Origin of the sequence: Pseudomonas sp. JL2, from assembly GCF_031570495.1 — a bacterium.
GTDB classification, from domain to species: domain Bacteria; phylum Pseudomonadota; class Gammaproteobacteria; order Pseudomonadales; family Pseudomonadaceae; genus Aquipseudomonas; species Aquipseudomonas rhizophila.
In genome coordinates this window covers 28,121-50,628 of sequence record NZ_JAKUDH010000024.1, presented here as the reverse complement: position 1 = coordinate 50,628, position 22,508 = coordinate 28,121, and the positions used below count along the sequence as shown (strand labels likewise).

The window sequence follows — 22,508 nt, the reverse complement described above, 5'->3', positions numbered from 1 at the left end:
TTTCAAAGGCGGTTCGACAAATCGTCGAGAGCCGCATGCAAATCAGTGAACCGGAAAGTGAAACCCGCCGCCTGCAATCGGGCCGGCGTTGCGCGCTGGCCGCCCAGCAGCAGCAATGACAATTCTCCCAATGCGACCTTCAGCGCCAGCTCCGGCATCGGCACCACGGCCGGCCGATGCAACACGCCCCCCAGGGCCTTGGCAAAATCGCGGTTACGCACCGGGTTCGGCGCGCAGGCATTATAAGGACCGCTGGCCTCATCGCGGTGCAGAAGAAAATCAATCAGAGCGATTTGATCGGCAATGTGAATCCACGGCATCCACTGCCGGCCATTGCCAATACGCCCGCCCAACCCCAGTTTGAACGGCAGCAGCAGCCGCGACAAAAAGCCGCCCTCGGCCGACAGGACCAGACCGGTGCGAACCAGTACCACCCGTATGCCCATGGCCTCGGCGCGCTGCGCGGTTTCCTCCCAGGCGATGCACAACTGGCTGGCGAAGTCCTCGCTCACCGGTCCCGAGTCCTCGGTCAGCTCACGCTCGCCGCCGTCGCCGTACCACCCCACCGCGGAACCGGAAATCAATACCCCGGGTTTGTGTTCGCTACGCTCCAGCCAAGCCAACAACGCTTCTGTCAGGGTGATGCGACTGCTCCACAACAACTTCTTGCGTTTATGGCTCCAGGGGCGATCCGCAATCGGTGCACCCGCGAGGTTGACCACCGCATCCACCGGCTCGGCAATCTCCTCGAGCCTGGCGACACCCCGCACTTGCGCGCCGCAGATCTTCGCCACGTCTTCGGGGCGACGACTCCACACCGTCAAGCGATGGCCCTGCGCCAACCAGTGGCGGCAGAGCTGACGTCCGATCAAACCAGTACCGCCGGTCAGCAATATGTGCATGAAGTGTTCCTCGCATCGCGTTTTACCCAGCCCATTAGTCTATTTTTATAAGCAGGGATTTTTCGTATCAGGCAGGGTCTGTGTTTAACAATAGGTCACCCTGTCAAAACGCGAACGGTAAAACTTATACCAAAAACCCTAATTGCACAGGTTTAAACGACGGCGTAGTCTGTACAGAAAGGTAAACGAGGCCCTCATGACTGTACCTATCGCAATCATCGGCACCGGCATCGCCGGACTTTCAGCCGCCCAGGCCCTGACGGAGGCCGGGCATGTCGTTCAACTCTTCGATAAAAGCCATGGCAGTGGCGGACGCATGTCCAGCAAGCGCAGTGATGCCGGCGCACTGGACATGGGCGCACAGTATTTCACCGCCCGCGATCGCCGCTTCGTGATGGAAGTCCAGCGTTGGCAAGCCCAGGGTTGGGCGGCGGAATGGACACCTCAGCTTTATCATTTCAAGGATGGGCAACTGAGCCCGTCGCCGGATGAGCAGACCCGCTGGGTCGGCACCCCGCGCATGAGCGCCATCACCCGCGCCTTGCTTGGCGAGTTGCAGGTGCAGTTCTCCTGTCGCATTACCGAGGTGTACCGCGGTCAGGAGCATTGGCACTTGCAGGACGCGGAAGGCTTCACCCACGGCCCCTTCGGCCAGGTGGTGATCGCCACGCCCGCGCCCCAGGCCACGGCATTGCTGGCGGCCGTGCCAAAGCTGGCCGCAGTGGCGGCGGGCGTGAAGATGGACCCCACCTGGGCCGTGGCCCTGGCCTTCGAAACACCGCTGGATACCTCAATGGAAGGCTGCTTCGTCCAGGACAGCCCCCTCGACTGGCTGGCTCGCAACCGCAGCAAACCGGGGCGCGACAGCACGCTCGACACCTGGGTGCTGCACGCCACCAGCGACTGGAGTCGCCAACATATCGACATGGCCAAGGAGGCGGTGATCGAACACCTGCACGGCGCGTTCGCCGAGCTGCTGCACAGTGCTATGCCTGCGCCCAGCTTCAGCGTGGCCCATCGCTGGCTTTACGCGCGCCCCGCCGGCAACCATGAATGGGGCGCCTTGGCCGATGCCGACCTGGGTATGTATGTTTGTGGCGACTGGTGCCTGTCCGGTCGTGTCGAAGGTGCTTGGCTAAGCGGTCAGGAAGCCGCACGCCGTCTGCACGCCAGCCTGCAATAGAACGCGCCAGCCTACGTCACCCGCTGCTGTCGAAACAGGCAGCAGCCTGTCTGCGCAAAAACCACATCGCCCCACACGCAAAAGCGGTTGACTTGTGCGCGTTCGGATCTATGATGAAAATATTGTACACAAATGTTATTTTGTACAAGATTTGAAATCAGAGGTCGCCCATGCCCCATGATGCCGTCGTCAAACCGAAAATCGCTATCAGCGCCTGCCTGATGGGCGCTGAAGTTCGCTTCAACGGCGGACACAAGCAATCGCAGCTATGCAGCCGTACCTTGGTCGACTACTTCGACTTCGTCCCGGTCTGCCCTGAAGTCGCCATTGGCCTGGGCATTCCCCGCGAGCCGATCCGGCTGGTGGGCAATCCCGAACGACCCGACGCGGTCGGCACGGTCAGGCACGACCTCAATGTAACCCGGCCATTGGCCGCTTACGGAGAGCAGATGGCCGAGGAACTGGATGACATCTGCGGCTACATCTTCATGCAGAAGTCGCCGTCCTGCGGACTGGAGCGGGTCAAGGTCTACGATCACAACAGCGTGCCACAGGACGGCGGCGGACGCGGCATCTATGCCCAGGCGTTTTGCGAGCGCCACCCCGACTTGCCGGTGGAGGAAGACGGTCGCCTGAACGACCCGGTGCTGCGGGAAAATTTCCTGACCCGGGTATTTGCCTACGCGGCCTGGCAACCGCTGCGCCGCAAAAGCCTGACACGCCGCGACCTGATCCACTTTCACTCGCGCTACAAATATCTGTTGATGGCCCATAACCCTGTGCAATACAAGGCCTTGGGCAATCTGTTGGGCAACATGGGCAAGGCCGATCCTGACGAGCTGGGCGCACGCTACTTCAGCGCCTTGATGGCTGCTTTGAAGAAATGCGCCACCCGCCGCACTCACACCAATGTGCTGCAACACCTGAGCGGTTACCTCAAACGCGCCATCAACGCCGAAGACAAGCAGGAAGTACAACACCTCATCGGGCAATACCGCCTCGGCATCGTACCCTTGGTGGTTCCGCTGACCTTGCTCAAGCATCACTTGCGCCTGCATCCCGATCCCTATCTGGCGCAGCAGGTCTACCTGCAACCGCACCCGGAAAACCTCAGTCTGCGAAATGCCATTTGATGAAAAGCGAACCTGATTCCAGCGCCAGCGAAGACCTGGGGGCCGACTTCGCCAAAGCCCTGGCGCAGGGCTGGCTGCCCATACGCGAAGTCGCCCGCCAAACCGGGGTCAATGCCGTCACCCTGAGAGCCTGGGAGCGCCGTTATGGCCTGATCGTGCCGCACCGCACCCCCAAGGGTCACCGACTGTTCAATGCCGATCATGTGCAACGTATCTTGAGCATCCTCACCTGGATCGATCGGGGGGTGGCGGTGAGCAAGATAAAACCGCTGCTCGACACACCGCAGCCGCCCAGTGAACCGTTGGAAAACGACTGGCAGCGTCAGCGCCACGCCCTGATGCTGGCGGTCACGCAACTGGCCGAGCGTCAGGTCGATGATCTGGTCAACCAGGCTATGGCGCTTTATCCGCCCTGGACGGTGTGCGAGCAGTTGTTGCTGCCTTTGCTGGCCGAACTGCAATTGCGCTGGCAAGGCCAGTTCGGTGCGCAGTTGGAGCGGGTGTTTCTGTACTCCTGGCTGCGCAGCAAATTCGGCAGTCGGATCTACCACAACAATCGTCAGTTGCGCGGTGCGCCAATGCTGCTGGTCAACCATTCGGACCTGCCCCTGGAGCCCCAATTGTGGCTTAGCGCCTGGCTGGCCAGCAGCGCCGATTGCCCCGTGGAAGTGTTCGATGGGCCGATACCCGCAGGCGAACTGGCCTTGGCCGTCGAACGCCTCAAAGCCCGTGGAGTGCTGCTGTACTCCAGCAACGCGCTGAACCTGTCCCAACTGCCCAAGCTGATCAGTGGGGTGGATTGCCCGATCATCATCGCCGGCCCGGCCGCATCGATCCATCACGCCCGGTTATCCACAGGCATTTCGACCGACAACCTTACGTGGGCCGAAGATCCGTTATCGGCTTACCGCGAACTGAGTCGCAGAGCACTTATTTGAATGAAAAACCCCACGCAACTGATCTGGCTGCGCAGCGACCTGCGCCTGCACGACAACACCGCCCTCGCCACCGCAGCAGCCCGGGGACCTTGTGTGGCGGTGTACCTGCCGAGCCCGGAACAATGGCGCGCGCATGACGATGCACCGTGCAAGATCGACTTTTGGCTGCGTAACCTCGCCTCGTTGAGCACTGCCCTGGAGGCGTTGAACATCCCGCTGCTGATCCGCCACGCTGCACGCTGGGATCAGGCACCGCAGATTCTGCTCTCGCTGTGCCACGAACTGGCAATCGACGCCGTCCATGTCAATGAAGAATACGGCTTGAACGAAACCCATCGAGATGCCGAAGTTGCCCGAACGTTGCAGGGCCAGGGCATCGAATTTCACAGCCACCTCGACCAACTGCTGTTCAAGCCCGGCAGTGTGCTGACCAAAACCGGCACCTATTTCCAGGTGTTCAGCCAGTTCCGCAAGGTCTGTTACAGCCGCCTGCACTTTTCGCTGCCAGGCCTGGTCGCCAAACCGGCCCGGCAGGCACCCACCGGCATTGTCAGCGACCCGGTGCCCACGCAAGTCGAAGGCTTCTCGCCTGCGAGTGAAACGCTGCGCGCCCTCTGGCCAGCGGGTGAAAACGAAGCCCAGCGGCGTTTGGACACCTTCGCTGAGCAACACCTCGATTATTACCAGAGCGAACGGGACTTCCCCGCCAGACCAGGCACCAGCCAGCTCTCGGCGTACCTGGTGGCGGGTGTGATCTCGCCGCGCCAATGCCTGCATGCGGCGCTGCAGGCCAACCAGGGTGAATTCGAGAGCGGAAATGTCGGTGTTGTGACATGGATCAATGAATTGCTCTGGCGTGAGTTCTATAAACACATTCTAGTGGGCTATCCACGTGTGTCTCGCCATCGCGCGTTCCGTACGGAAACCGAAACGCTGGCCTGGCGCAACGCCCCCGAAGAGCTGGAGGCCTGGAAACAGGCACGCACTGGCTTGCCGATCATCGACGCGGCCATGCGCCAGTTGCTGGAAACCGGGTGGATGCACAACCGTTTGCGGATGGTGGTGGCGATGTTTCTGACCAAGAACCTGCTGATCGACTGGCGCGAGGGTGAGCGCTTTTTCATGCAACACCTGATCGACGGCGACTTGGCCGCCAACAACGGCGGCTGGCAGTGGAGCGCCTCAACCGGGACGGATGCGGCGCCCTGGTTCCGGATCTTCAACCCCTTGAGTCAATCGGAGAAATTCGACCGTGAAGGATTGTTCATCAAACGCTGGTTACCTGAACTGAACGATCTCGATAAGCAACAGGTCCATAATCCAAACATGCAGGGCCGATTGTTTGGCGTGACGGATTATCCTCCGGCGATTGTCGACCTGGGTCAGTCCCGGGCTCGTGCATTGCAGGCGTTCAGAAACCTGCCAACTCGATAAGTGTAAAACCAAGAAATCGGGCGATCAGCGAACAGAAAAACACGGACCGTAAGATGCAATTTCAACCCTGCGGCCATACAGTCTTATACCAAACTCGTGCACTCTGCTCGGCGAAGGAAGTATGGAATGGGTCTAGAAACTCGTAAGCGATATTGGCTGACCGGTGCGGGCAACGGAATCGGCGTTTCGTTGGCCGAAGCGATACTCAAAACCGGCGCACACCTGGCCGTTAGCTCGCGCTCGTCGCGCTCGAGTGAAGACCTTTCGGCACGTTATCCGGGACAAGTACTGGCGGTGCCCGGCAACTTGACCGACAGCCAGACCGTACGCGAGATCGGCGAACAGATTGCCCGGCAGTGGGGCTCGCTGGACACCGTGATTCTCAATGCAGGAACCGCCGAATACATCGATGGCCAACCCGCCGACCCTTTGATCATCGAACACATTGTGCGCAGCAATCTGATAGCGGCCAGCTTCTGCATTCACACTGCCCTGCCATTGCTGCGTGCAGGCAACCGGTCCCATCTGGTGGGCATCGCCAGCCCGGCGACTTACCTGCCACCGTCATATAGCGAGGCCGACGGCAAAGGCATGCGTTTTCTGTTTGAGTCGGCTCGCGTCGACCTGATGGCCGAGGGCATCGACGTGACGCTGGTTCACCCAGGCTTCGATAGCCCTTCGCTCAGCCTCGACGACTGTTTTCCGGCCCCAGTCCAGTGGACGGCCGAAACGGCGGCACATCACGTGCTGACACAACTGGCCGAGCGCCCCCATGAAGTGGCGCTCCCCGTTTCGTCCATGACCGTACTCTGGCCGCTACCTTCATCGACCGAATCGATGCTCACTGACGTCGACTCAGATAAAGCGGGGAATGGGTGCCCGATCAAGGGCCAACCCTGAGGGGCGCGGTTGCCTTACACTGCGCGCCATGAAAACCATCCCTGTCCATCAGATCCCCCAGCCTGCCGTCACTTGTTCGACGTGCGCGGCGTGCTGTTGCCAACTGGAAGTGATGCTGATCACTGACACTGGCGTGCCCGAACGCTTTATCGACACGGACGAATGGGGTGGAGAAGTGATGTTGCGGCTCGATGACGGTTGGTGCGCGGCGCTGGATCGCGACAGCATGATGTGCACGATCTACGAAAAACGCCCGCTGATCTGCCGCGAGTTCGAGATGGGCGCGCCGGAATGTATTGAAGAACGCAAAGGGATTGCGACTGCATATCGGTAGCCCGTGGGAGCGAGCCTGCTCGCGATAGCGGTAGACCAGTCAATATGAGGTTGTCTGATACTTCGCTATCGCGAGCAGGCTCGCTCCCACGGGTTTGGGTTACAGCGGCATCGTGTAATGCAGCGCGTAACTTTCGACACCGTCGTTGGTCGACTTGATGCCGGCGTTGGAGTAATGAGTGGCGCGAATACCCACTTCATGTCCACCGTTGAAGCGCAGGCCGAAACCAATGCGGTCCTCGAACTGAAAAGCCGTACCGAGCTGGTTGTTTTCCACTTGGGTATTTTCAAACAACGCAACACCGATACCCGCCTCGATGTAGGGTTTTACGTTTTGACCGGCAAACTCATACACAAAGACAGGCGAGAACGACAGGCTATGGTTGCTGGAGGCCTCATCCCCCTCCCAATACGTGTATGCGCCGCTCCAATAGCCGGTCAGGCGACCGACATCACTCTGCAACCAGCTCTTGTCCCAATCGAACTGCATACCCAAGCGGTAAGTCATGGTCGACTCGCCGGTCTGGCCCACCCCAAACTCCACACCTGCCGCTTGTGCGGAGTAAGTGTGCCCCAACAATGCAGCCGCAAGTGCAGCCAAGCAGAATAAACGCTTCATTAGAAACATCCTTTTCCGAACAGACTTAGTTAGTTTTGTTACAAACAGACAAAGCTATAGAAATCCGCGTTAAAACAGAAGTTCAGCCTGATTTAGGTATTTTTCAGGTTTTTTTTACAGACTGAAGCTTCGCACAACGCCGGACGAATTCCATAGCGTTGGTAGGATTTTTCTTAAATGTATCGGATCCGCGCTACTCCAGAATCGCGTTTCGCTGGCGGGACCGGCGGCCAGGAGGCCGCGTTCAGCGAGCAGGCGTTGAAGTTGCCGGGCAACGGCGGCCCCCGTGTCGATCAGGCTGATGTGCGCGGGGACCATGTGCTTGAGCAATGGCTTGAGGAAGGGATAGTGCGTGCAACCCAGGATCAACGTGTCGCAGCCGGCGGCCAGCAAAGGTTCGACATAGCCCTGCAGCAATTGACGCAAAGCCGGGCTCTGGAGATCGCCTGCTTCAATCAGCTCTACCAGCCCGGGGCATGGCTGGGTGATCACCTGCACATCGGTGGCGAACCGATCAAGTAACGCGGCGAATTTGGCGCTTTGTAATGTGCCAGTGGTTGCCAGCACACCGACAATGCCACTTCGAGTGGCAGCCGCCGCCGGTTTGACCGCCGGCTCCATGCCGACAATGGGCCAGTGGGGATAATCACGACGCAAATCGGCGACCCCGGCGACCGTCGCGGTATTGCAAGCCACCACCAGCGCCTTGGCGCCCTGCTGATGGAGAAAGTTGGCGATGATTGCGCAGCGCTGCCGGATGAAATCCGGGGTTTTCTCGCCGTAGGGAATATGCCCACAGTCTGCAACGTAGAGCAGTGACTCATTGGGCAACAGCCGACGGATCTCCCCCAGCACCGACAGCCCGCCGACACCCGAGTCGAACACACCGACCGGCGCTTCACTCATGCTGGCTGCCACCGCAGACGCTGCACCCCGGATCACGCTTGACCCTCAGCTCACGAAAACGGCTGCCCAAGGCGTCGATCAACAGCAGGCGCCCCACCAGTGGCTCGCCGAAGCCGGCCAACAGTTTCAAGGCTTCAAGGGCTTGCAGACTGCCCACCAACCCCACCAGCGGCCCGAGCACACCGGCTTCGCTGCAGGTCAATTCGGCTTCACTGCCGTGGCCATAGAGGCAGTGATAGCAGGGGCTTTCCGGGCGGCGCGGATCAAACACGGATAACTGCCCTTCCAGGCGAATCGCCGCACCGCTGACCAGCGGTTTGCCTGCAGCGACACACGCCGCATTCACCGCTTCGCGGGTGGAGAAATTGTCGGAACAGTCCAGCACCACATCCACTGCCGCAACGCCAGCAGACAGACTGTCTTCGTCCATGGCCTGTGGGTGAGGCACCAGGCTGATGTCGGGGTTGAGCGCCGTCAGGCGACGCATCGCCGAATCGACCTTGCTCAGGCCCACACTGTCGGTGTCGTGGATGATCTGGCGTTGCAGGTTGGTCAGGTCGACCGTGTCAAAATCCGCCAGGTGCAACTCACCGACGCCAGCAGCGGCCAGGTACAACGCCACCGGAGCGCCAAGTCCGCCGAGGCCGACAATCAATACGCGGCTGTGCTTGAGTCGCAGTTGCCCGTCGATGTCGACGTGCTGCAACAGAATCTGCCGGCTATAGCGCAACAGCTCCTGATCGTTCAGCACGGAAGGCGCCCCAGGCTGATGCGCTCATGCCCACCCAGGTCCTGGCGGCTGTGGACTTCAGTAAACCCTTGGGTTTGCAGCAGATCACGCACCGCGTCGGCCTGATCGTAACCGTGCTCGAGCATCAACCAGCCACCCATTTCAAGATGATCGGGGGCCTGGGCGATGATTGTGCGCAAATCATCAAGTCCGTCGTGCCCTGCCACCAGGGCACTGGCCGGCTCGAACCGCACGTCGCCCTCCGCCAGATGAGGATCGGTGGCGGCTATATAGGGTGGGTTGCTGATGATCAGCTCAAAACGCTCACCGTCCAAAGCGCTGAACCAGTGGCTGCTCAGCACCGTGACGTTGCGCAGGTCCAGGCGCTGGCGATTGCGTTCGGCCAGGGCCACCGCCTCCAGCACACGGTCGACCGCGGTGATTGTCCAGGCCGGGCGCTCGCTGGCCAATGCCAGAGCAATCGCGCCGCTGCCGGTGCCCAGATCCAGAACCCTCGCCGGTGCGGCCGGCAGCAAGGCCAGCGCGGTTTCCACCAGCAGTTCGGTGTCGGGACGCGGAATCAAGGTGTGGGGCGCCACTTCCAGGTCCAGGTTCCAGAAGCCTTGCTGCCCGAGGATATAAGCCACTGGCTCGCCAGAACGACGGCGGCGCAGGTATTCAGAGAACAACAGCGCCGCTTCGCTTGGCACGATTCGCTCGGGCCAGGTGTGCAGGAAGCTGCGGGACTTGCCCAGTGCCGCGGCCAGCAGCAATTCGGCATCCAGTCGGGACGTGGGCGAATCCGGCAGCTCGGCGGCGCGTAACAAACTGGCGATGATGGTCATATGTTCACCTGTGCTTACTCGCCAATCGCGGCCAACTGGTCGGCCTGGTATTCGGCCAGCAACGGTTCGATTACTGCGTCGACGCCGCCGGCGAGAATTTCGTCGAGCGAATACAGCGTCAGGTTGACTCGATGGTCGGTGACCCGGCCCTGGGCAAAGTTGTAGGTACGAATCCGCTCCGAGCGATCTCCCGAGCCCACCAACAGCTTGCGTTCGCTGGCGATGGCGTTGGCCGCAGCGCTGGTCTGTTGATCGTTGAGCTTGGCCGACAACCACGACATGGCGCGCGCACGGTTCTTGTGCTGGGAACGTTCTTCCTGACACTCGACCACAATGCCCGAAGGCAGGTGAGTGATACGGATCGCCGAATCGGTCTTGTTGACGTGCTGACCGCCCGCACCCGAGGAGCGGTAGGTGTCGACCCGCAGGTCCGCCGGGTTGATCTCGATGGCTTCCTGCTCGTCCGGCTCGGGCAAAACCGCCACGGTACAGGCCGAAGTGTGGATACGCCCCTGGGATTCGGTGGCCGGGACACGCTGCACGCGGTGGGCGCCGGATTCGAATTTCAGCTTGCCGTAGACGTTGTCACCTTCGACCCGGGCGATGACTTCTTTATAGCCGCCGTGTTCGCCTTCGTTCTCCGAGAGGATCTCCACCCGCCAGCCGCGACGCTCGGCGTAACGCGAATACATGCGGAACAGGTCCCCGGAGAATATCGCCGCTTCGTCGCCGCCGGTGCCGGCACGGATCTCGAGAAACACATTGCGACCGTCATTCGGATCCTTGGGCAACAACATGCGTTGCAGGTTGCTTTCAAGCTCGAGCAACTGCTCCTTGGCTTCACGGACTTCCTCGACCGCCATTTCGCGCATGTCCGGATCGCTGTCCTTGAGCAACGCCTGGGCGCCTTCAAGGTCGCCCTGCACTTTGAGCAACTGTTTATAGGTGGCGACGATCGGCTCGACTTCGGCGTATTCCTTGGAATACGTGCGGAACTTGTTCTGGTCGGAAATGACTTCACCATCGCCCAGCAGGGCGGTCAGTTCCTCGAAACGGTCCTGGAGAATGTCCAGCTTATTGAGCAGTGACGCTTTCATTGCGATTTTTTATCCGAAAAACTATCCGGTGAACCCTCACCGAGGGCAAAGAGTTCCTGGGCCATGGCCAACGCATCGAGGCGGCCTTCGGCGGTCAGCTTCTTGAGCTGGACACTGGGCGCGTGAAGCAATTTATTGGTCAGGCCGCGAGCCAGTTGCACCAGCACCTCTTCGGCGCTGCCACCGTTGGCCAGCAGGCGCTGGGCCTTTTGCAGCTCTTCGTCGCGCAGGCGTTCGCTCTGCTGACGATAAGCCTTGAGCACATCCACCGCCGCCAGCTCGCGCAGGCGGACCATGAAATCCTCCGCGCCGATGGTGATCATTTCTTCGGCCGCCTGGGCCGCCCCTTGCCGGCTCTTGAGGTTCTCGGCGACCACTTCGTGCAGGTCGTCGACGCTGTACAGATAAACGTCGTCGAGCTCGCCCACTTCCGGCTCGATGTCCCGGGGAACGGCAATGTCCACCATGAAAATCGGCTTGTGCTTGCGCAGTTTCAGGGCGCTTTCCACCGCGCCTTTGCCCAGGATCGGCAACTGGCTGGCGGTGGAGCTGATGACGATGTCACTGTGCACCAGCTCGGCCGGGATGTCCGAGAGCAGCACAGCATGGGCGCCGAACTGCTCGGCCAGGGTACTGGCGCGCTCCAGGGTACGGTTGGCAACCACGATACGCTTGACCCCCAGGTCGTGCAGATGGCGCGCGACCAGGGTGATGGTCTCCCCCGCGCCGATCAGCAGCGCCTGGCTGCGTTGCAGATCGCTGAAAATCTGTTTCGCCAGGCTGACCGCGGCAAATGCCACGGACACCGGGTTTTCGCCGATGGCCGTGTCGGTGCGCACCTGTTTGGCGGCATTGAACGTAGCCTGGAACAAGCGCCCCAGCAGAGGCCCGACCGTGCCGGCCTCACGGGCCACGGCATAAGCCGACTTCATCTGGCCGAGAATCTGCGGTTCGCCCAGCACCAGCGAATCGAGCCCGGAGGCAACGCGCATCATGTGACGAACGGCCGCATCGTCTTCATGCACATAGGCACTGGCGCGCAGCTCTTCAAGACTCAGATCGTGATATTCGGCCAGCCAGCGCAGCACGGTATCGGCCGAAATGTGATCCTGCTCTATATAAAGCTCGCTGCGATTGCAGGTGGAGAGGATGGCAGCCTCGCGGCTCTCGGTGAGTCGGCAAAGCTGCTGCAGGGCCTCAACCAGTTGCTCAGGCGTAAAGGCCACGCGCTCGCGGACGTCTACGGAAGCAGTCTTGTGGTTAATACCAAGTGCAAGGAAGGCCATTCAAGGTCGCTGATAGTGACGTGAAGCCGGCAATTGTCCTACTTCGCCAGATTCAGAACAACCACTCGATATCTATCGCCCTGCCCCGTGCCGTAAATCGACGGGCCGGTTATGTTTGACCGAAGGCTGTGTCATGATGATCCGACCGCAGGTTAGTCGTCCTTTTCCTATATGAATAGATCTTCCGCGTTGCTCCTCGCTTTTGCCTTGCTCGGCGGCTGTCAGTCCATGGCCCCCGTGTCGACAGACGGTACGCCGCCGGTCGAAGACAGCACCCAGGCCCCTGAAAAGCCCAAGGTCTATAGCTCATTCAGCGAAGAAACCATTTTCAGCCTGTTGAGCGCCGAACTGGCAGGCCAGCGCAATCGCTTCGACATTGCGCTGGACAACTACGTCACCCAGGCCATCAACACACAGGACCCGGGCATCTCCGAGCGGGCGTTTCGCATTGCCGAATACCTGGGTGCCGACCAGCCCGCCCTGGATACCGCACTGATCTGGGCCAAAAACGCCCCGCAAGACCTCGAAGCGCAACGCGCCGCCGCCGTGCAACTGGCCCGGGCCGGACGCTACGACGACTCCATGGTGTATATGGAGAAAGTCCTGCTGGGCAAGGGCGACACCCATTTCGACTTCCTTGCGCTATCAGCGGCCGATACCGACCAGGAAACCCGCGACGGCCTGACTAAGAGTTTCGACCGACTGCTGCAGCGCCATCCCGATAACGGTCAGCTGATTTTCGGCAAGGCCCTGCTGCTGCAACAGGATGGTGACATCCAGGGCGCCCTTTCCCTGCTGGAAGACAACCCGCCGCAAGCGGGCGAAGTGGCGCCGATTCTGCTGCGCGCTCGCTTGCTGCAAGGCGCGAACCGCGGCGACGAAGCCCTGCCGCTGCTGAAAAAAAGCATCAAGCAATACCCGGACGACAAGCGCCTGCGTCTCACCTACGCGCGCATGCTGGTGGAAAACGACCGCATGGACGACGCCAAGGTGGAGTTTTCCAGCCTGGTCCAGCAGTACCCTGAAGACGATGAATTGCGCTATTCCCTGGCGTTGGTCTGCCTGGAAGCCAAAGCGTGGGAAGAAGCCAAGGGTCACCTGGAAGACCTGATTGCGCGGGGAACGCATGTCGACTCCGCCCACTTGAACCTGGGCCGCATCGCGGAAGAGCGCAACGATCCCGAGAGTGCACTGCTCGAGTACGCCCAGGTCGGCCCAGGCAACGATTATCTGCCGGCCCAGTTGCGCCAGGCCGATATCCTGATGAGCAACGGCAAAACGGCCGAGGCCCAGAGTCGCCTCGCCGTGCAGCGGGACACCCAGCCGGACTACGGCATCCAGTTGTATCTGATCGAGGCTGAAACCCTGTCGGCCAATAATCAGGGCGACAAAGCCTGGACTGTGCTCGATCGGGCGTTGAAGCAGTACCCGGACGACCTGAACCTGTTGTATACCCGCGCCATGCTGGCGGAGAAACGCAATGACCTGGCGCAGATGGAGAAAGACCTGCGCCTGATCATCCAGCGCGACCCCGACAATGCAATGGCCCTCAATGCCCTGGGCTACACCTTGTCCGATCGCACCACCCGATACGCCGAAGCCAAGGTGCTGATCGAACAGGCCCACCAGCTCAACCCGGAAGACCCGGCGGTGCTCGACAGTCTTGGCTGGGTGCATTTCCGCCTGGGTAACCTCGACGAGGCCGAACGCCTGCTGCGCCAGGCCCTGGAGCGCTTTCCTGACCAGGAAGTCGCCGCGCACCTGGGCGAAGTCCTGTGGGCCAACGGCAAACAGCGCGAAGCCCGGCAGATCTGGAGCAAGTTCCTCAAGGAACAGCCCGACAGCCCCATCCTGCGCAGCACCATCAAACGCCTGACCGGATCAGAGACCCTTTAAAATTATGCTTTTGCGCCACTTCATCGTTTTCAGCTTTATCGCCCTGCTCGCCGGTTGCGCCGGCTTCGGCGCCCGAGAATCCGTCCAGGGCCACGGCAACACGGCTCAATGGCGAGAGCACAAGGAACAACTGAGCGGTCTCGACGGCTGGCAGATCGACGGCAAGATCGGCATACGCGCACCGAAAGACTCGGGCAGCGGCACACTGTTCTGGCTGCAACGCCAGGACTACTACGACATTCGCCTGTCCGGCCCGCTGGGTCGTGGCGCGGCGCGCCTGACCGGCCGACCAGGCCAGGTTTCGCTGGAAGTGGCCAATCAGGGTCGCTACGAATCTCCCTCGCCGGAAGCCTTGCTGGAAGAACAACTGGGCTGGAAGCTGCCCGTATCCCACCTGACCTGGTGGGTTCGCGGCCTGCCGGCACCGGACAGCAAAAGCCGCCTGACCCTCGATGCCGACAGTCGCCTGTCCAACCTGGAGCAGGACGACTGGCAGATCGAATACTTAAGCTACGCCGAGCAAAACGGTTACTGGTTGCCCGAGCGCATCAAACTGCACGGCAGCAACCTGGACGTCACGCTGGTGATCAAGCAATGGCAGCCGCGCAAGCTGGGGCAATGACATGACCGCTGCGCGCCTGACCCTGCCCTCCCCGGCCAAGCTCAACCTGATGTTGCACATCCTGGGCCGTCGCCCGGACGGCTATCACGAGTTGCAGACGATTTTTCAGTTTCTCGACTACGGCGATGAAATCACCTTTGCCGTGCGGGACGACGGCGTGATTCACCTGCACACCGAATTCGAAGGCGTTCCTCACGACAGCAACCTGATCGTCAAAGCCGCGAAAAAACTTCAGGAGCAATCCGGGTGTTCGCTGGGCATTGATATCTGGATCGAAAAAATCCTGCCCATGGGCGGCGGCATCGGCGGCGGCAGCTCAAACGCGGCAACGACTTTGCTGGGGCTCAACCACCTGTGGCAGCTGGGTTGGGACGCTGATCGCCTGGCTGCATTGGGCCTTACGCTGGGCGCCGATGTGCCGGTTTTCGTACGGGGCCACGCGGCTTTTGCCGAGGGCGTCGGGGAAAAACTCACACCGGTAGAGCCCGAGGAACCCTGGTACTTGGTGCTGGTGCCGCAAGTATCTGTAAGTACAGCAGAAATTTTTTCAGATCCACTGTTGACACGTAACTCTCCTCCCATTAAAGTGCGCCCCGTTCCCAAGGGAAACAGTCGAAATGACTGCTTACCGGTGGTAGCAAGGCGTTATCCAGATGTTCGTAACGCTTTGAATTTGTTAGGTAAATTTACCGAAGCAAAACTCACCGGAACTGGAAGTTGTGTGTTTGGGGGCTTCCCAAGCAAAGCTGAAGCTGATAAAGTCTCGGCCCTTCTGACAGAGACCCTTACAGGGTTTGTAGCAAAAGGAAGCAACGTTTCGATGTTGCATCGCAAGCTGCAAAGTCTGCTCTAACGGAATCGAGTGCTGGGCACTCGAAGCAACAGATACAGGGGCGTCGCCAAGCGGTAAGGCAGCAGGTTTTGATCCTGCCATGCGTTGGTTCGAATCCAGCCGCCCCTGCCATTTTCCTATACTCATCCAGGTATACCCTCAGCCTTCAGGTACTGCGCGTGTCCAAGATGATGGTCTTTACGGGGAACGCTAACCCCGATCTGGCTCGGCGTGTTGTACGTCAGCTGCATATCCCTCTCGGTGACATTTCTGTCGGTAAGTTCTCCGACGGCGAGATCACTGCCGAGATCAATGAAAACGTTCGCGGTAAAGACGTCTTCATTATTCAGCCGACTTGCGCTCCGACCAACGATAACCTGATGGAACTCGTCGTGATGGCTGATGCCTTCCGCCGCTCCTCGGCTACTCGTATTACTGCTGTTATTCCTTACTTTGGTTATGCCCGTCAGGATCGCCGTCCGCGTTCCGCACGTGTGGCAATCAGCGCGAAAGTCGTGGCTGACATGCTTACCGTAGTCGGCATCGATCGTGTGCTCACGGTCGATCTGCATGCTGACCAGATTCAGGGCTTCTTCGATATTCCCGTGGATAACATCTACGGCTCCCCGGTTCTGGTGGATGACATTGAAGATCAGCGCTTCGAAAACCTGATGATCGTGTCCCCGGACATTGGCGGCGTCGTGCGTGCACGGGCCGTTGCCAAATCCCTGGGCGTTGATCTGGGTATCATCGACAAACGCCGTGAGAAAGCCAATCACTCCGAAGTGATGCATATTATCGGCGACGTCGAAGGGCGTACCTGTATTCTGGTCGACGACATGGTCGATACCGCCGGCACCCTGTGCCACGCGGCCAAGGCCCTGAAAGAGCATGGCGCTGCCAAGGTCTTTGCCTACTGCACACACCCTGTGCTGTCGGGCCGAGCGATCGAAAACATTGAAAATTCCGTGCTGGACGAGCTGGTGGTCACTAACACCATCCCGCTGTCCGCTGCAGCACAAGCCTGTGCGCGTATCCGCCAACTGGATATCGCACCGGTTGTTGCCGAGGCGGTTCGCCGCATCAGCAATGAAGAATCGATCAGTGCGATGTTCCGTTAAGGGCCCTGCCCTTTCCATTACATCTCGTTGACGAAAAGCGCCCCGCCCCGACATTACCTGCCGGGGCGGGGCTTTTTTGCCCATATCGCCTTTAGCGCTGGTCGCAAGCGCTGGGGTGAATGTGGTTACTTTGGAGATACAACATGAACGAATTTACCCTGAATGCTGAAGTGCGTTCCGACCTGGGGAAAGGTGCGAGCCGCCGCCTGCGTCGTCTCGCAAGCCTGGTTCCAGCTGTAGTCTACGGTGGCGACAAAGCCCCTGAGTCCATCAGCATGCTGGCCAAAGAAGTTGCCAAACTGCTCGAAAACGAAGCGGCCTACAGCCACATCATCGAGCTGAACGTTGGCGGCACCAAGCAAAACGTCGTGATCAAAGCCCTGCAGCGTCACCCGGCCAAAGGCCACGTGATGCACGCTGACTTCGTACGCGTTGTTGCCGGTCAGAAGCTGACTGCTGTTGTTCCAGTGCACTTCATCAACGAAGCTGCTCCGGTCAAGAAAGGCGGCGAAATCTCGCACGTAACTTCCGAGCTGGAAGTTTCCTGCCTGCCGAAAGACCTGCCTGAATTCATCGAAGTCGACCTGGCTGACGCCGAAATCGGCACGATCATTCACCTGTCCGACCTCAAGGCTCCTAAAGGCGTTGAGTTTGTTGCCCTGGCGCACGGCGATGACAAGGCTGTTGCCAACGTCCACGCTCCACGTGTTGCTCCAGAAGCGACTGAAGAAGAAGCTGCAGAGTAATTTCACTCTGTCGCCGGAGTGACCGGAAACATCGCGGACTGGAACGTAGCGAGACAGCGGGCGAGAACGCGAAGTTTACTTAACGGTAGATCCGCCATTTTCGTCTCACTGTCGCAACACCGTTTGAGCGCGACGTTGTTATCCACACTCCAGGAAGGGCCCCTATCGTGACTGCCATTAAACTGATCGTTGGCCTGGGAAATCCAGGCGCTGAATACGAACAGACCCGGCATAACGCAGGGGCCCTTTTTGTTGAGCGCATCGCGCACGCACAAGGCGTCAGCCTGGCGGCCGATCGCAAATATTTCGGCCTGACCGGGCGTTTCTCACACCAGGGTCAGGATGTTCGTCTGTTGATTCCCACCACCTACATGAACCGCAGCGGCCAGGCCGTGGCGGCATTGGCCGGTTTCTTTCGCATCAAACCTGAAGAAATCCTGGTGGCCCACGACGAACTCGACCTGCCTCCGGGCGTCGCCAAGCTCAAGCAGGGCGGCGGCCATGGCGGTCACAACGGGTTGCGCGACATCATCGCGCAACTGGGTAATCAGAATACCTTTCACCGCCTGCGGCTCGGCATCGGCCACCCGGGCGTTGCCAGCATGGTTTCAAATTTTGTCCTGGGTCGTGCGCCTCGCGCCGAACAGGAAAAACTCGATGCCAGCATCGACTTTGCCCTCGGCGTGCTGCCGGATATCCTCGCCGGTGAATGGAACCGCGCGATGAAAAACCTGCACAGCCAGAAGGCCTGACTCTACTCCGAGGGGAAACACCATGGGATTCAATTGCGGCATCGTCGGCCTGCCTAACGTCGGCAAGTCCACCCTGTTCAACGCCCTGACCAAGTCCGGTATCGCGGCCGAAAACTTCCCCTTCTGCACCATCGAGCCTAACAGCGGCATCGTGCCGATGCCCGATCCACGCCTGGAAGCGCTGGCGGCCATCGTCAATCCCAAACGCATCCTGCCGACCACCATGGAATTCGTCGACATCGCCGGTCTCGTCGCCGGCGCCTCGAAAGGTGAAGGCCTGGGTAACAAGTTCCTGGCCAACATCCGTGAAACCGATGCAATCGCCCACGTGGTGCGCTGCTTTGAAGATGAGAACGTCATTCACGTCTCCAACAGCGTCGACCCCAAGCGTGACATCGAGATCATTGACCTTGAGCTGATCTTCGCCGACCTCGACAGCTGCGAGAAGCAACTGCAGAAAGTCGCTCGCAACGCCAAGGGTGGCGACAAGGACGCAGTGGTCCAGAAGGGCCTGCTGGAGCAGTTGATCGCCCACTTCACCGAAGGCAAGCCCGCGCGCAGCCTGATGAAGAACATGAGCACCGATGAGAAGCTGGTGATCAAGGGCTTCCACCTGCTGACGACCAAGCCGGTCATGTACATCGCCAACGTCGCTGAAGACGGTTTCGAGAACAACCCGCACCTGGACGTGGTCCGGGCCATTGCCGAAGAAGAAGGCGCCATGGTCGTTCCGGTCTGCAACAAGATCGAAGCGGAAATCGCCGAGCTGGACGATGGTGAAGAGAAAGACATGTTCCTCGAAGCCCTGGGCCTGGAAGAGCCCGGCCTGAACCGCGTGATCCGCGCCGGTTACGAAATGCTCCACCTGCAGACTTACTTCACTGCCGGTGTCGAAGAGGTCCGCGCCTGGACCGTACGCGTCGGCGCCACTGCCCCGCAAGCCGCTGGCGTGATCCACACCGACTTCGAAAAAGGCTTCATCCGCGCCGAAGTCATCGCCTACGCAGACTTCATCCAGTACAAGGGTGAAGCTGGCGCCAAGGAAGCCGGTAAATGGCGCCTGGAAGGCAAGGAATACATCGTCAAGGATGGCGACGTGATGCACTTCCGCTTCAACGTTTAAGAGAGCCCGTGGAATCACACGGACTTCCCTGGACGAAAAAATCCCCGTAATCATGACTGATACGGGGATTTTTTTCGTCTCGGGATTTTCACCGGTGACAGAGACTCGCCATACGCTTCAAACAAACGAGGCCGCGGATGCGGCCCCAATTATTCCACGTTAGCTTTTACGCAACAGCACCCTCGTCACCCGACGCTCTTCAACCTCGACAACGGTCATGCTCCACTCTTGCCAATCGAGTTTGTCTCCGATGATCGGCAAGCGGTCCAGCAAGCTCATGACCAACCCGGCGAGCGTCTGATAGTCATCCGTCGCTTTTGCCTGGAAGCCGATGTGTTCGCGCACCTGGCTGAGATTCAGCGCGCCGCTGACCAGAAATCCGTCATCCTGGGCCACGATGTTCGGACCTTCTATTTCACTGGCATCGGGCAGTTCACCCGCGATGGATTCGAGAATATCGGTCATGGTGAGAAGACCAATGAAATCACCGAACTCGTTCACCACGAAGGCGATGTGGGTCGACTCTTTGCGCATCTGTTCCAGCGCGTTGAGAATCGTGAAGTTGTCTAGCAGGTTGATGGCCTTGCGAGCCATGGCTTCCAGATTCGGCTCGTTGCCCGCCAACAGTTCCTTGAGCAACTCCTTCTTGTGGATGAACCCCAGAGGCTCATCCACACGGCCGTCGCGGATCAACGGCAACCTGGAATACGACGAGTGCATCAGCCTGGTGCGGATCTCGTCTGGGGAATCGGCCAGGTCGAGGTGGTCGATTTCCGCCCGATGCGTCATGACACTGCGTATAGGGCGCTCCGCCAACTGCAGCACACCACTGATCATGACCCGCTCACGTCGGTGGAAGACCTGTTCGGCTTCGTCGCCTGACAGCATGTCAGCGATCTCTTCACCGACTTCATCAGCACCCAACTTGTGCCCACCCAGCAAACGCATGACCGCATGGGCAGTGCGTTCGCGCATAGGGCGATGCCCTTGCATGCTCTTCTTGCGACGAGAGCGAGCCAACTGGTTGAACAATTCGATCAGGATCGAAAAACCGATCGCGGCATAGAGGTAGCCTTTCGGAATGTGGAAGCCCAGGCCCTCAGCCGTGAGGCTGAAGCCGATCATCATCAGAAAGCCCAGACAGAGCATGATGACGGTTGGGTGGCTGTTGACGAACTGGGTCAGGGGCTTACTTGCGATGATCATCAGGCCGATGGAGAAAATCACCGCGATCATCATGACCGACAGGTGTTCCACCATGCCCACGGCCGTGATCACGGCGTCCAGGGAGAAGACCGCGTCCAGCACCACAATCTGCGCAACGATAGGCCAGAACATCGCATAGGCGGCGTTACCTGTACGCTCGGTGACATGCCCCTCAAGTCGTTCATGCAACTCCATGGTGGCCTTGAACAACAGGAATACACCACCGAACAGCATGATCAGGTCCCGGCCCGAGAACATCTTGTCGAAGACCTCGAACAACGGCTCGGTCAGGGTCACCATCCAGGAGATGCTGGCCAGCAGGCCAAGGCGCATCAACAATGCCAGCGACAGGCCAATGATACGGGCACGATCGCGCTGCTCCGGCGGCAGCTTGTCAGCCAGGATGGCAATAAACACAAGGTTATCAATGCCGAGCACCAGCTCCAGCACGATCAGGGTCAGCAGGCCAAGCCATGCCGTCGGATCAGCAATCCATTCCATAAGGGTTATTCAACCTCTCGTAGAGTCGGGGCGAAAGGTGCCAGGGAAAGAAGCTTTATCGAGCGGATAGAGCAAGGCATGACTTGGGAGGCGACACCGTTGGTCTCACTGGGAGAAATCGATGAGAAGCCTATGGATGGGATTTGGATGTCCAGCGATCCAGAAAAACCGGATATACGTTCGGTAACGCAGAGCGGACTTGTAGAGGGCGCGGATTGAAAAAAACGACTGGGAGGCTCCAGAAGGGTGTTCATATAGACCTGAAAATAATTGGGGAAGTGATCCTATAATGTTTCCGAACGCGTCATACGCATCGAATTATTACAGAATCTGACATCCCCGCACGCGGCGGCAGATGGGACGACTGCGCAGCTTCATGGATTTGCCAACGGCAACCTCACCACGAACTCGCTCCCCTTGCCATCCCCCTCACTCTTGCCGACCACTGTGCCACCGTGGCTTTCGACCAACTCGCGCACCACCGTCAAACCAATGCCCAGGCCAACGCCGTTGAAGCCGATGGCGTGAACATCCTGCACAAAGGGTTCAAAAATAAACGGCAGCGCCTTGGCCGAAATACCTATGCCGGTATCACGGATGCTGACCTGCAAGACACTCCCTTCGACGGTAACCGACAATTCGACGGTGCCGCCCACAGGGGTGTATTTGACCGCATTACCCAGCAGGTTTCCGAGAATCTGAGCAAGCCGTACCGGATCGCCGTACACCAGCTGGGCACACTCGGGCAGTGTGGCGCTGAACATCAACTTGCCGCTGACCATGGCCGGTTTACAGATATCGATGGCCTCGCGAACGATCTGCACCATATCGACAATCTGACAATCGAGGCGAAACTTGCCGGTGCTGACGCGGGAGACATCGAGCAAGTCCTCCACTAATCGAGACATGTGCCGGACCTGACCTTCGATCAGCTTCTGCATGCGCGGCAACTCCTCACTGGGCACCCGCACCAGTCGGCCGGCAATCATGCTGATGGGCGTCAGCGGATGACGCAGTTCGTGGGCAACCAAAGCGAGAACGCTACGCTGGCGCTCCAGCGCCCGTTCGGCCGCGTCTTGCAGATGCTGCGCGCTAAGGGCGGCAATGACCAATTGCTCATTGGCCTCGCGCATCTGCCGATACAGTTGTTGTTCTGCCTGCGTGGAAGGTGGCTTTTCAGCCTCGGACTGGGCCGACAGGATCGCCAGGACCAGTTGCTGATTGGCCTCGATCAGTTGCTCGACATGTTGCTTGTCGGCAAGTTGGGTGTTGGCGTCGTTCAGCTCCTTGCGCAGCGCGGCCAGCACCGCACGCGCCTCGACAGTTTTCTGGCCGAGCAGGAACAGCTCGCGAGCGGCCATCGCCTTCGCCTGCTCATTCCCGCCATTGGCCTCATTCATGAT

22 protein-coding genes and 1 tRNA gene are annotated in these 22,508 nt (G+C 59.6%); 14 read left to right on the top strand and 9 right to left on the bottom strand.

Annotated features, from left to right (window positions below; all coding sequences use genetic code 11):
* Nucleotides 1-2: 2 nt before the first annotated feature.
* A complete protein-coding gene (locus MKS85_RS24155) occupies nucleotides 3-902 on the bottom strand; it encodes a TIGR01777 family oxidoreductase (RefSeq protein ID WP_139051140.1) in 900 nt (299 codons plus the stop codon).
* 196 nt (nucleotides 903-1,098) lie between these two features.
* On the opposite strand from MKS85_RS24155, the gene MKS85_RS24150 reads away from it, so the two are divergent.
* From MKS85_RS24150 to MKS85_RS24125, 6 genes are all read left to right on the top strand, one after another.
* Entirely contained in the window at nucleotides 1,099-2,085 is a 987-nt protein-coding gene (locus tag MKS85_RS24150; RefSeq protein ID WP_047229408.1) for an NAD(P)/FAD-dependent oxidoreductase, read from the top strand.
* A 170-nt stretch (nucleotides 2,086-2,255) separates the two neighbouring features.
* Entirely contained in the window at nucleotides 2,256-3,218 is a 963-nt protein-coding gene (locus tag MKS85_RS24145; protein ID WP_188252269.1) for a DUF523 and DUF1722 domain-containing protein, read from the top strand.
* Nucleotides 3,218-4,156: a MerR family transcriptional regulator gene (locus tag MKS85_RS24140; protein WP_139051141.1), complete on the top strand. Its 939-nt coding sequence runs from the start codon at nucleotides 3,218-3,220 to the stop codon at nucleotides 4,154-4,156. Before MKS85_RS24145 ends, MKS85_RS24140 begins: the two co-directional genes overlap by 1 nt.
* The gene (gene phrB, locus MKS85_RS24135) at nucleotides 4,157-5,590 is read left to right on the top strand and encodes a deoxyribodipyrimidine photo-lyase (protein ID WP_188252270.1); all 1,434 of its coding nucleotides are present in this window, start codon (nucleotides 4,157-4,159) and stop codon (nucleotides 5,588-5,590) included. It begins immediately after the preceding gene.
* A gap of 126 nt (nucleotides 5,591-5,716) precedes the next feature.
* Entirely contained in the window at nucleotides 5,717-6,490 is a 774-nt protein-coding gene (locus MKS85_RS24130) for an SDR family oxidoreductase (RefSeq protein WP_188252271.1), read from the top strand.
* A gap of 28 nt (nucleotides 6,491-6,518) precedes the next feature.
* Nucleotides 6,519-6,824 (top strand): YkgJ family cysteine cluster protein, encoded by a 306-nt coding sequence (locus MKS85_RS24125; protein WP_047229403.1) that lies wholly within the window; start codon nucleotides 6,519-6,521, stop codon nucleotides 6,822-6,824.
* A 99-nt stretch (nucleotides 6,825-6,923) separates the two neighbouring features.
* Here MKS85_RS24125 and MKS85_RS24120 read toward each other — a convergent pair whose 3' ends face one another.
* The 6 genes from MKS85_RS24120 to hemA form a co-directional block, all read right to left on the bottom strand.
* Nucleotides 6,924-7,442, bottom strand: a complete 519-nt coding sequence (locus MKS85_RS24120) for an acyloxyacyl hydrolase (RefSeq protein ID WP_047229402.1) — start codon at nucleotides 7,440-7,442, stop codon at nucleotides 6,924-6,926.
* A 114-nt stretch (nucleotides 7,443-7,556) separates the two neighbouring features.
* Nucleotides 7,557-8,348, bottom strand: coding sequence for a glutamate racemase (gene murI, locus MKS85_RS24115; RefSeq protein ID WP_188252272.1), 792 nt, complete (start codon nucleotides 8,346-8,348; stop codon nucleotides 7,557-7,559).
* Complete coding sequence (locus MKS85_RS24110; RefSeq protein WP_188252273.1) at nucleotides 8,341-9,099, bottom strand: molybdopterin-synthase adenylyltransferase MoeB; 759 nt, start codon at nucleotides 9,097-9,099, stop codon at nucleotides 8,341-8,343. The genes murI and MKS85_RS24110 overlap by 8 nt, the downstream gene beginning before the upstream one ends.
* Entirely contained in the window at nucleotides 9,093-9,923 is an 831-nt protein-coding gene (gene prmC / locus MKS85_RS24105; protein ID WP_188252274.1) for a peptide chain release factor N(5)-glutamine methyltransferase, read from the bottom strand. Before prmC ends, MKS85_RS24110 begins: the two co-directional genes overlap by 7 nt.
* Nucleotides 9,924-9,937: 14 nt before the next feature.
* Nucleotides 9,938-11,020, bottom strand: a complete 1,083-nt coding sequence (gene prfA / locus MKS85_RS24100; protein WP_047229398.1) for a peptide chain release factor 1 — start codon at nucleotides 11,018-11,020, stop codon at nucleotides 9,938-9,940.
* Nucleotides 11,017-12,306: a glutamyl-tRNA reductase gene (hemA, locus tag MKS85_RS24095; protein WP_047229397.1), complete on the bottom strand. Its 1,290-nt coding sequence runs from the start codon at nucleotides 12,304-12,306 to the stop codon at nucleotides 11,017-11,019. Before hemA ends, prfA begins: the two co-directional genes overlap by 4 nt.
* Before the next feature lie 171 nt (nucleotides 12,307-12,477).
* Here hemA and MKS85_RS24090 point away from each other — a divergent pair, with 171 nt between their 5' ends.
* The 8 genes from MKS85_RS24090 (at nucleotide 12,478) to ychF (ending at nucleotide 19,398) form a co-directional block, all read left to right on the top strand.
* The gene (locus tag MKS85_RS24090; RefSeq protein WP_076386308.1) at nucleotides 12,478-14,202 is read left to right on the top strand and encodes a tetratricopeptide repeat protein; all 1,725 of its coding nucleotides are present in this window, start codon (nucleotides 12,478-12,480) and stop codon (nucleotides 14,200-14,202) included.
* Between the two features lie 4 nt (nucleotides 14,203-14,206).
* Nucleotides 14,207-14,824 (top strand): lipoprotein insertase outer membrane protein LolB, encoded by a 618-nt coding sequence (gene lolB, locus MKS85_RS24085; RefSeq protein WP_047229395.1) that lies wholly within the window; start codon nucleotides 14,207-14,209, stop codon nucleotides 14,822-14,824.
* Between the two features lies 1 nt (nucleotide 14,825).
* The gene (gene ispE / locus MKS85_RS24080) at nucleotides 14,826-15,677 is read left to right on the top strand and encodes a 4-(cytidine 5'-diphospho)-2-C-methyl-D-erythritol kinase (RefSeq protein WP_047229394.1); all 852 of its coding nucleotides are present in this window, start codon (nucleotides 14,826-14,828) and stop codon (nucleotides 15,675-15,677) included.
* A 36-nt stretch (nucleotides 15,678-15,713) separates the two neighbouring features.
* A tRNA-Gln gene (locus MKS85_RS24075) sits at nucleotides 15,714-15,788 on the top strand.
* 47 nt (nucleotides 15,789-15,835) lie between these two features.
* Entirely contained in the window at nucleotides 15,836-16,777 is a 942-nt protein-coding gene (locus MKS85_RS24070; RefSeq protein WP_003171603.1) for a ribose-phosphate pyrophosphokinase, read from the top strand.
* Between the two features lie 143 nt (nucleotides 16,778-16,920).
* A complete protein-coding gene (locus MKS85_RS24065) occupies nucleotides 16,921-17,523 on the top strand; it encodes a 50S ribosomal protein L25/general stress protein Ctc (protein ID WP_076386312.1) in 603 nt (200 codons plus the stop codon).
* A gap of 167 nt (nucleotides 17,524-17,690) precedes the next feature.
* A complete protein-coding gene (gene pth / locus MKS85_RS24060) occupies nucleotides 17,691-18,275 on the top strand; it encodes an aminoacyl-tRNA hydrolase (RefSeq protein WP_003185374.1) in 585 nt (194 codons plus the stop codon).
* A gap of 22 nt (nucleotides 18,276-18,297) precedes the next feature.
* Nucleotides 18,298-19,398, top strand: a complete 1,101-nt coding sequence (gene ychF, locus MKS85_RS24055; RefSeq protein ID WP_047229391.1) for a redox-regulated ATPase YchF — start codon at nucleotides 18,298-18,300, stop codon at nucleotides 19,396-19,398.
* A gap of 159 nt (nucleotides 19,399-19,557) precedes the next feature.
* Here ychF and MKS85_RS24050 read toward each other — a convergent pair whose 3' ends face one another.
* Nucleotides 19,558-21,105, bottom strand: a complete 1,548-nt coding sequence (locus MKS85_RS24050; protein ID WP_188252276.1) for a TerC family protein — start codon at nucleotides 21,103-21,105, stop codon at nucleotides 19,558-19,560.
* 374 nt (nucleotides 21,106-21,479) lie between these two features.
* Entirely contained in the window at nucleotides 21,480-22,505 is a 1,026-nt protein-coding gene (locus MKS85_RS24045) for a HAMP domain-containing sensor histidine kinase (protein ID WP_274091315.1), read from the bottom strand.
* Nucleotides 22,506-22,508 lie beyond the last annotated feature (3 nt).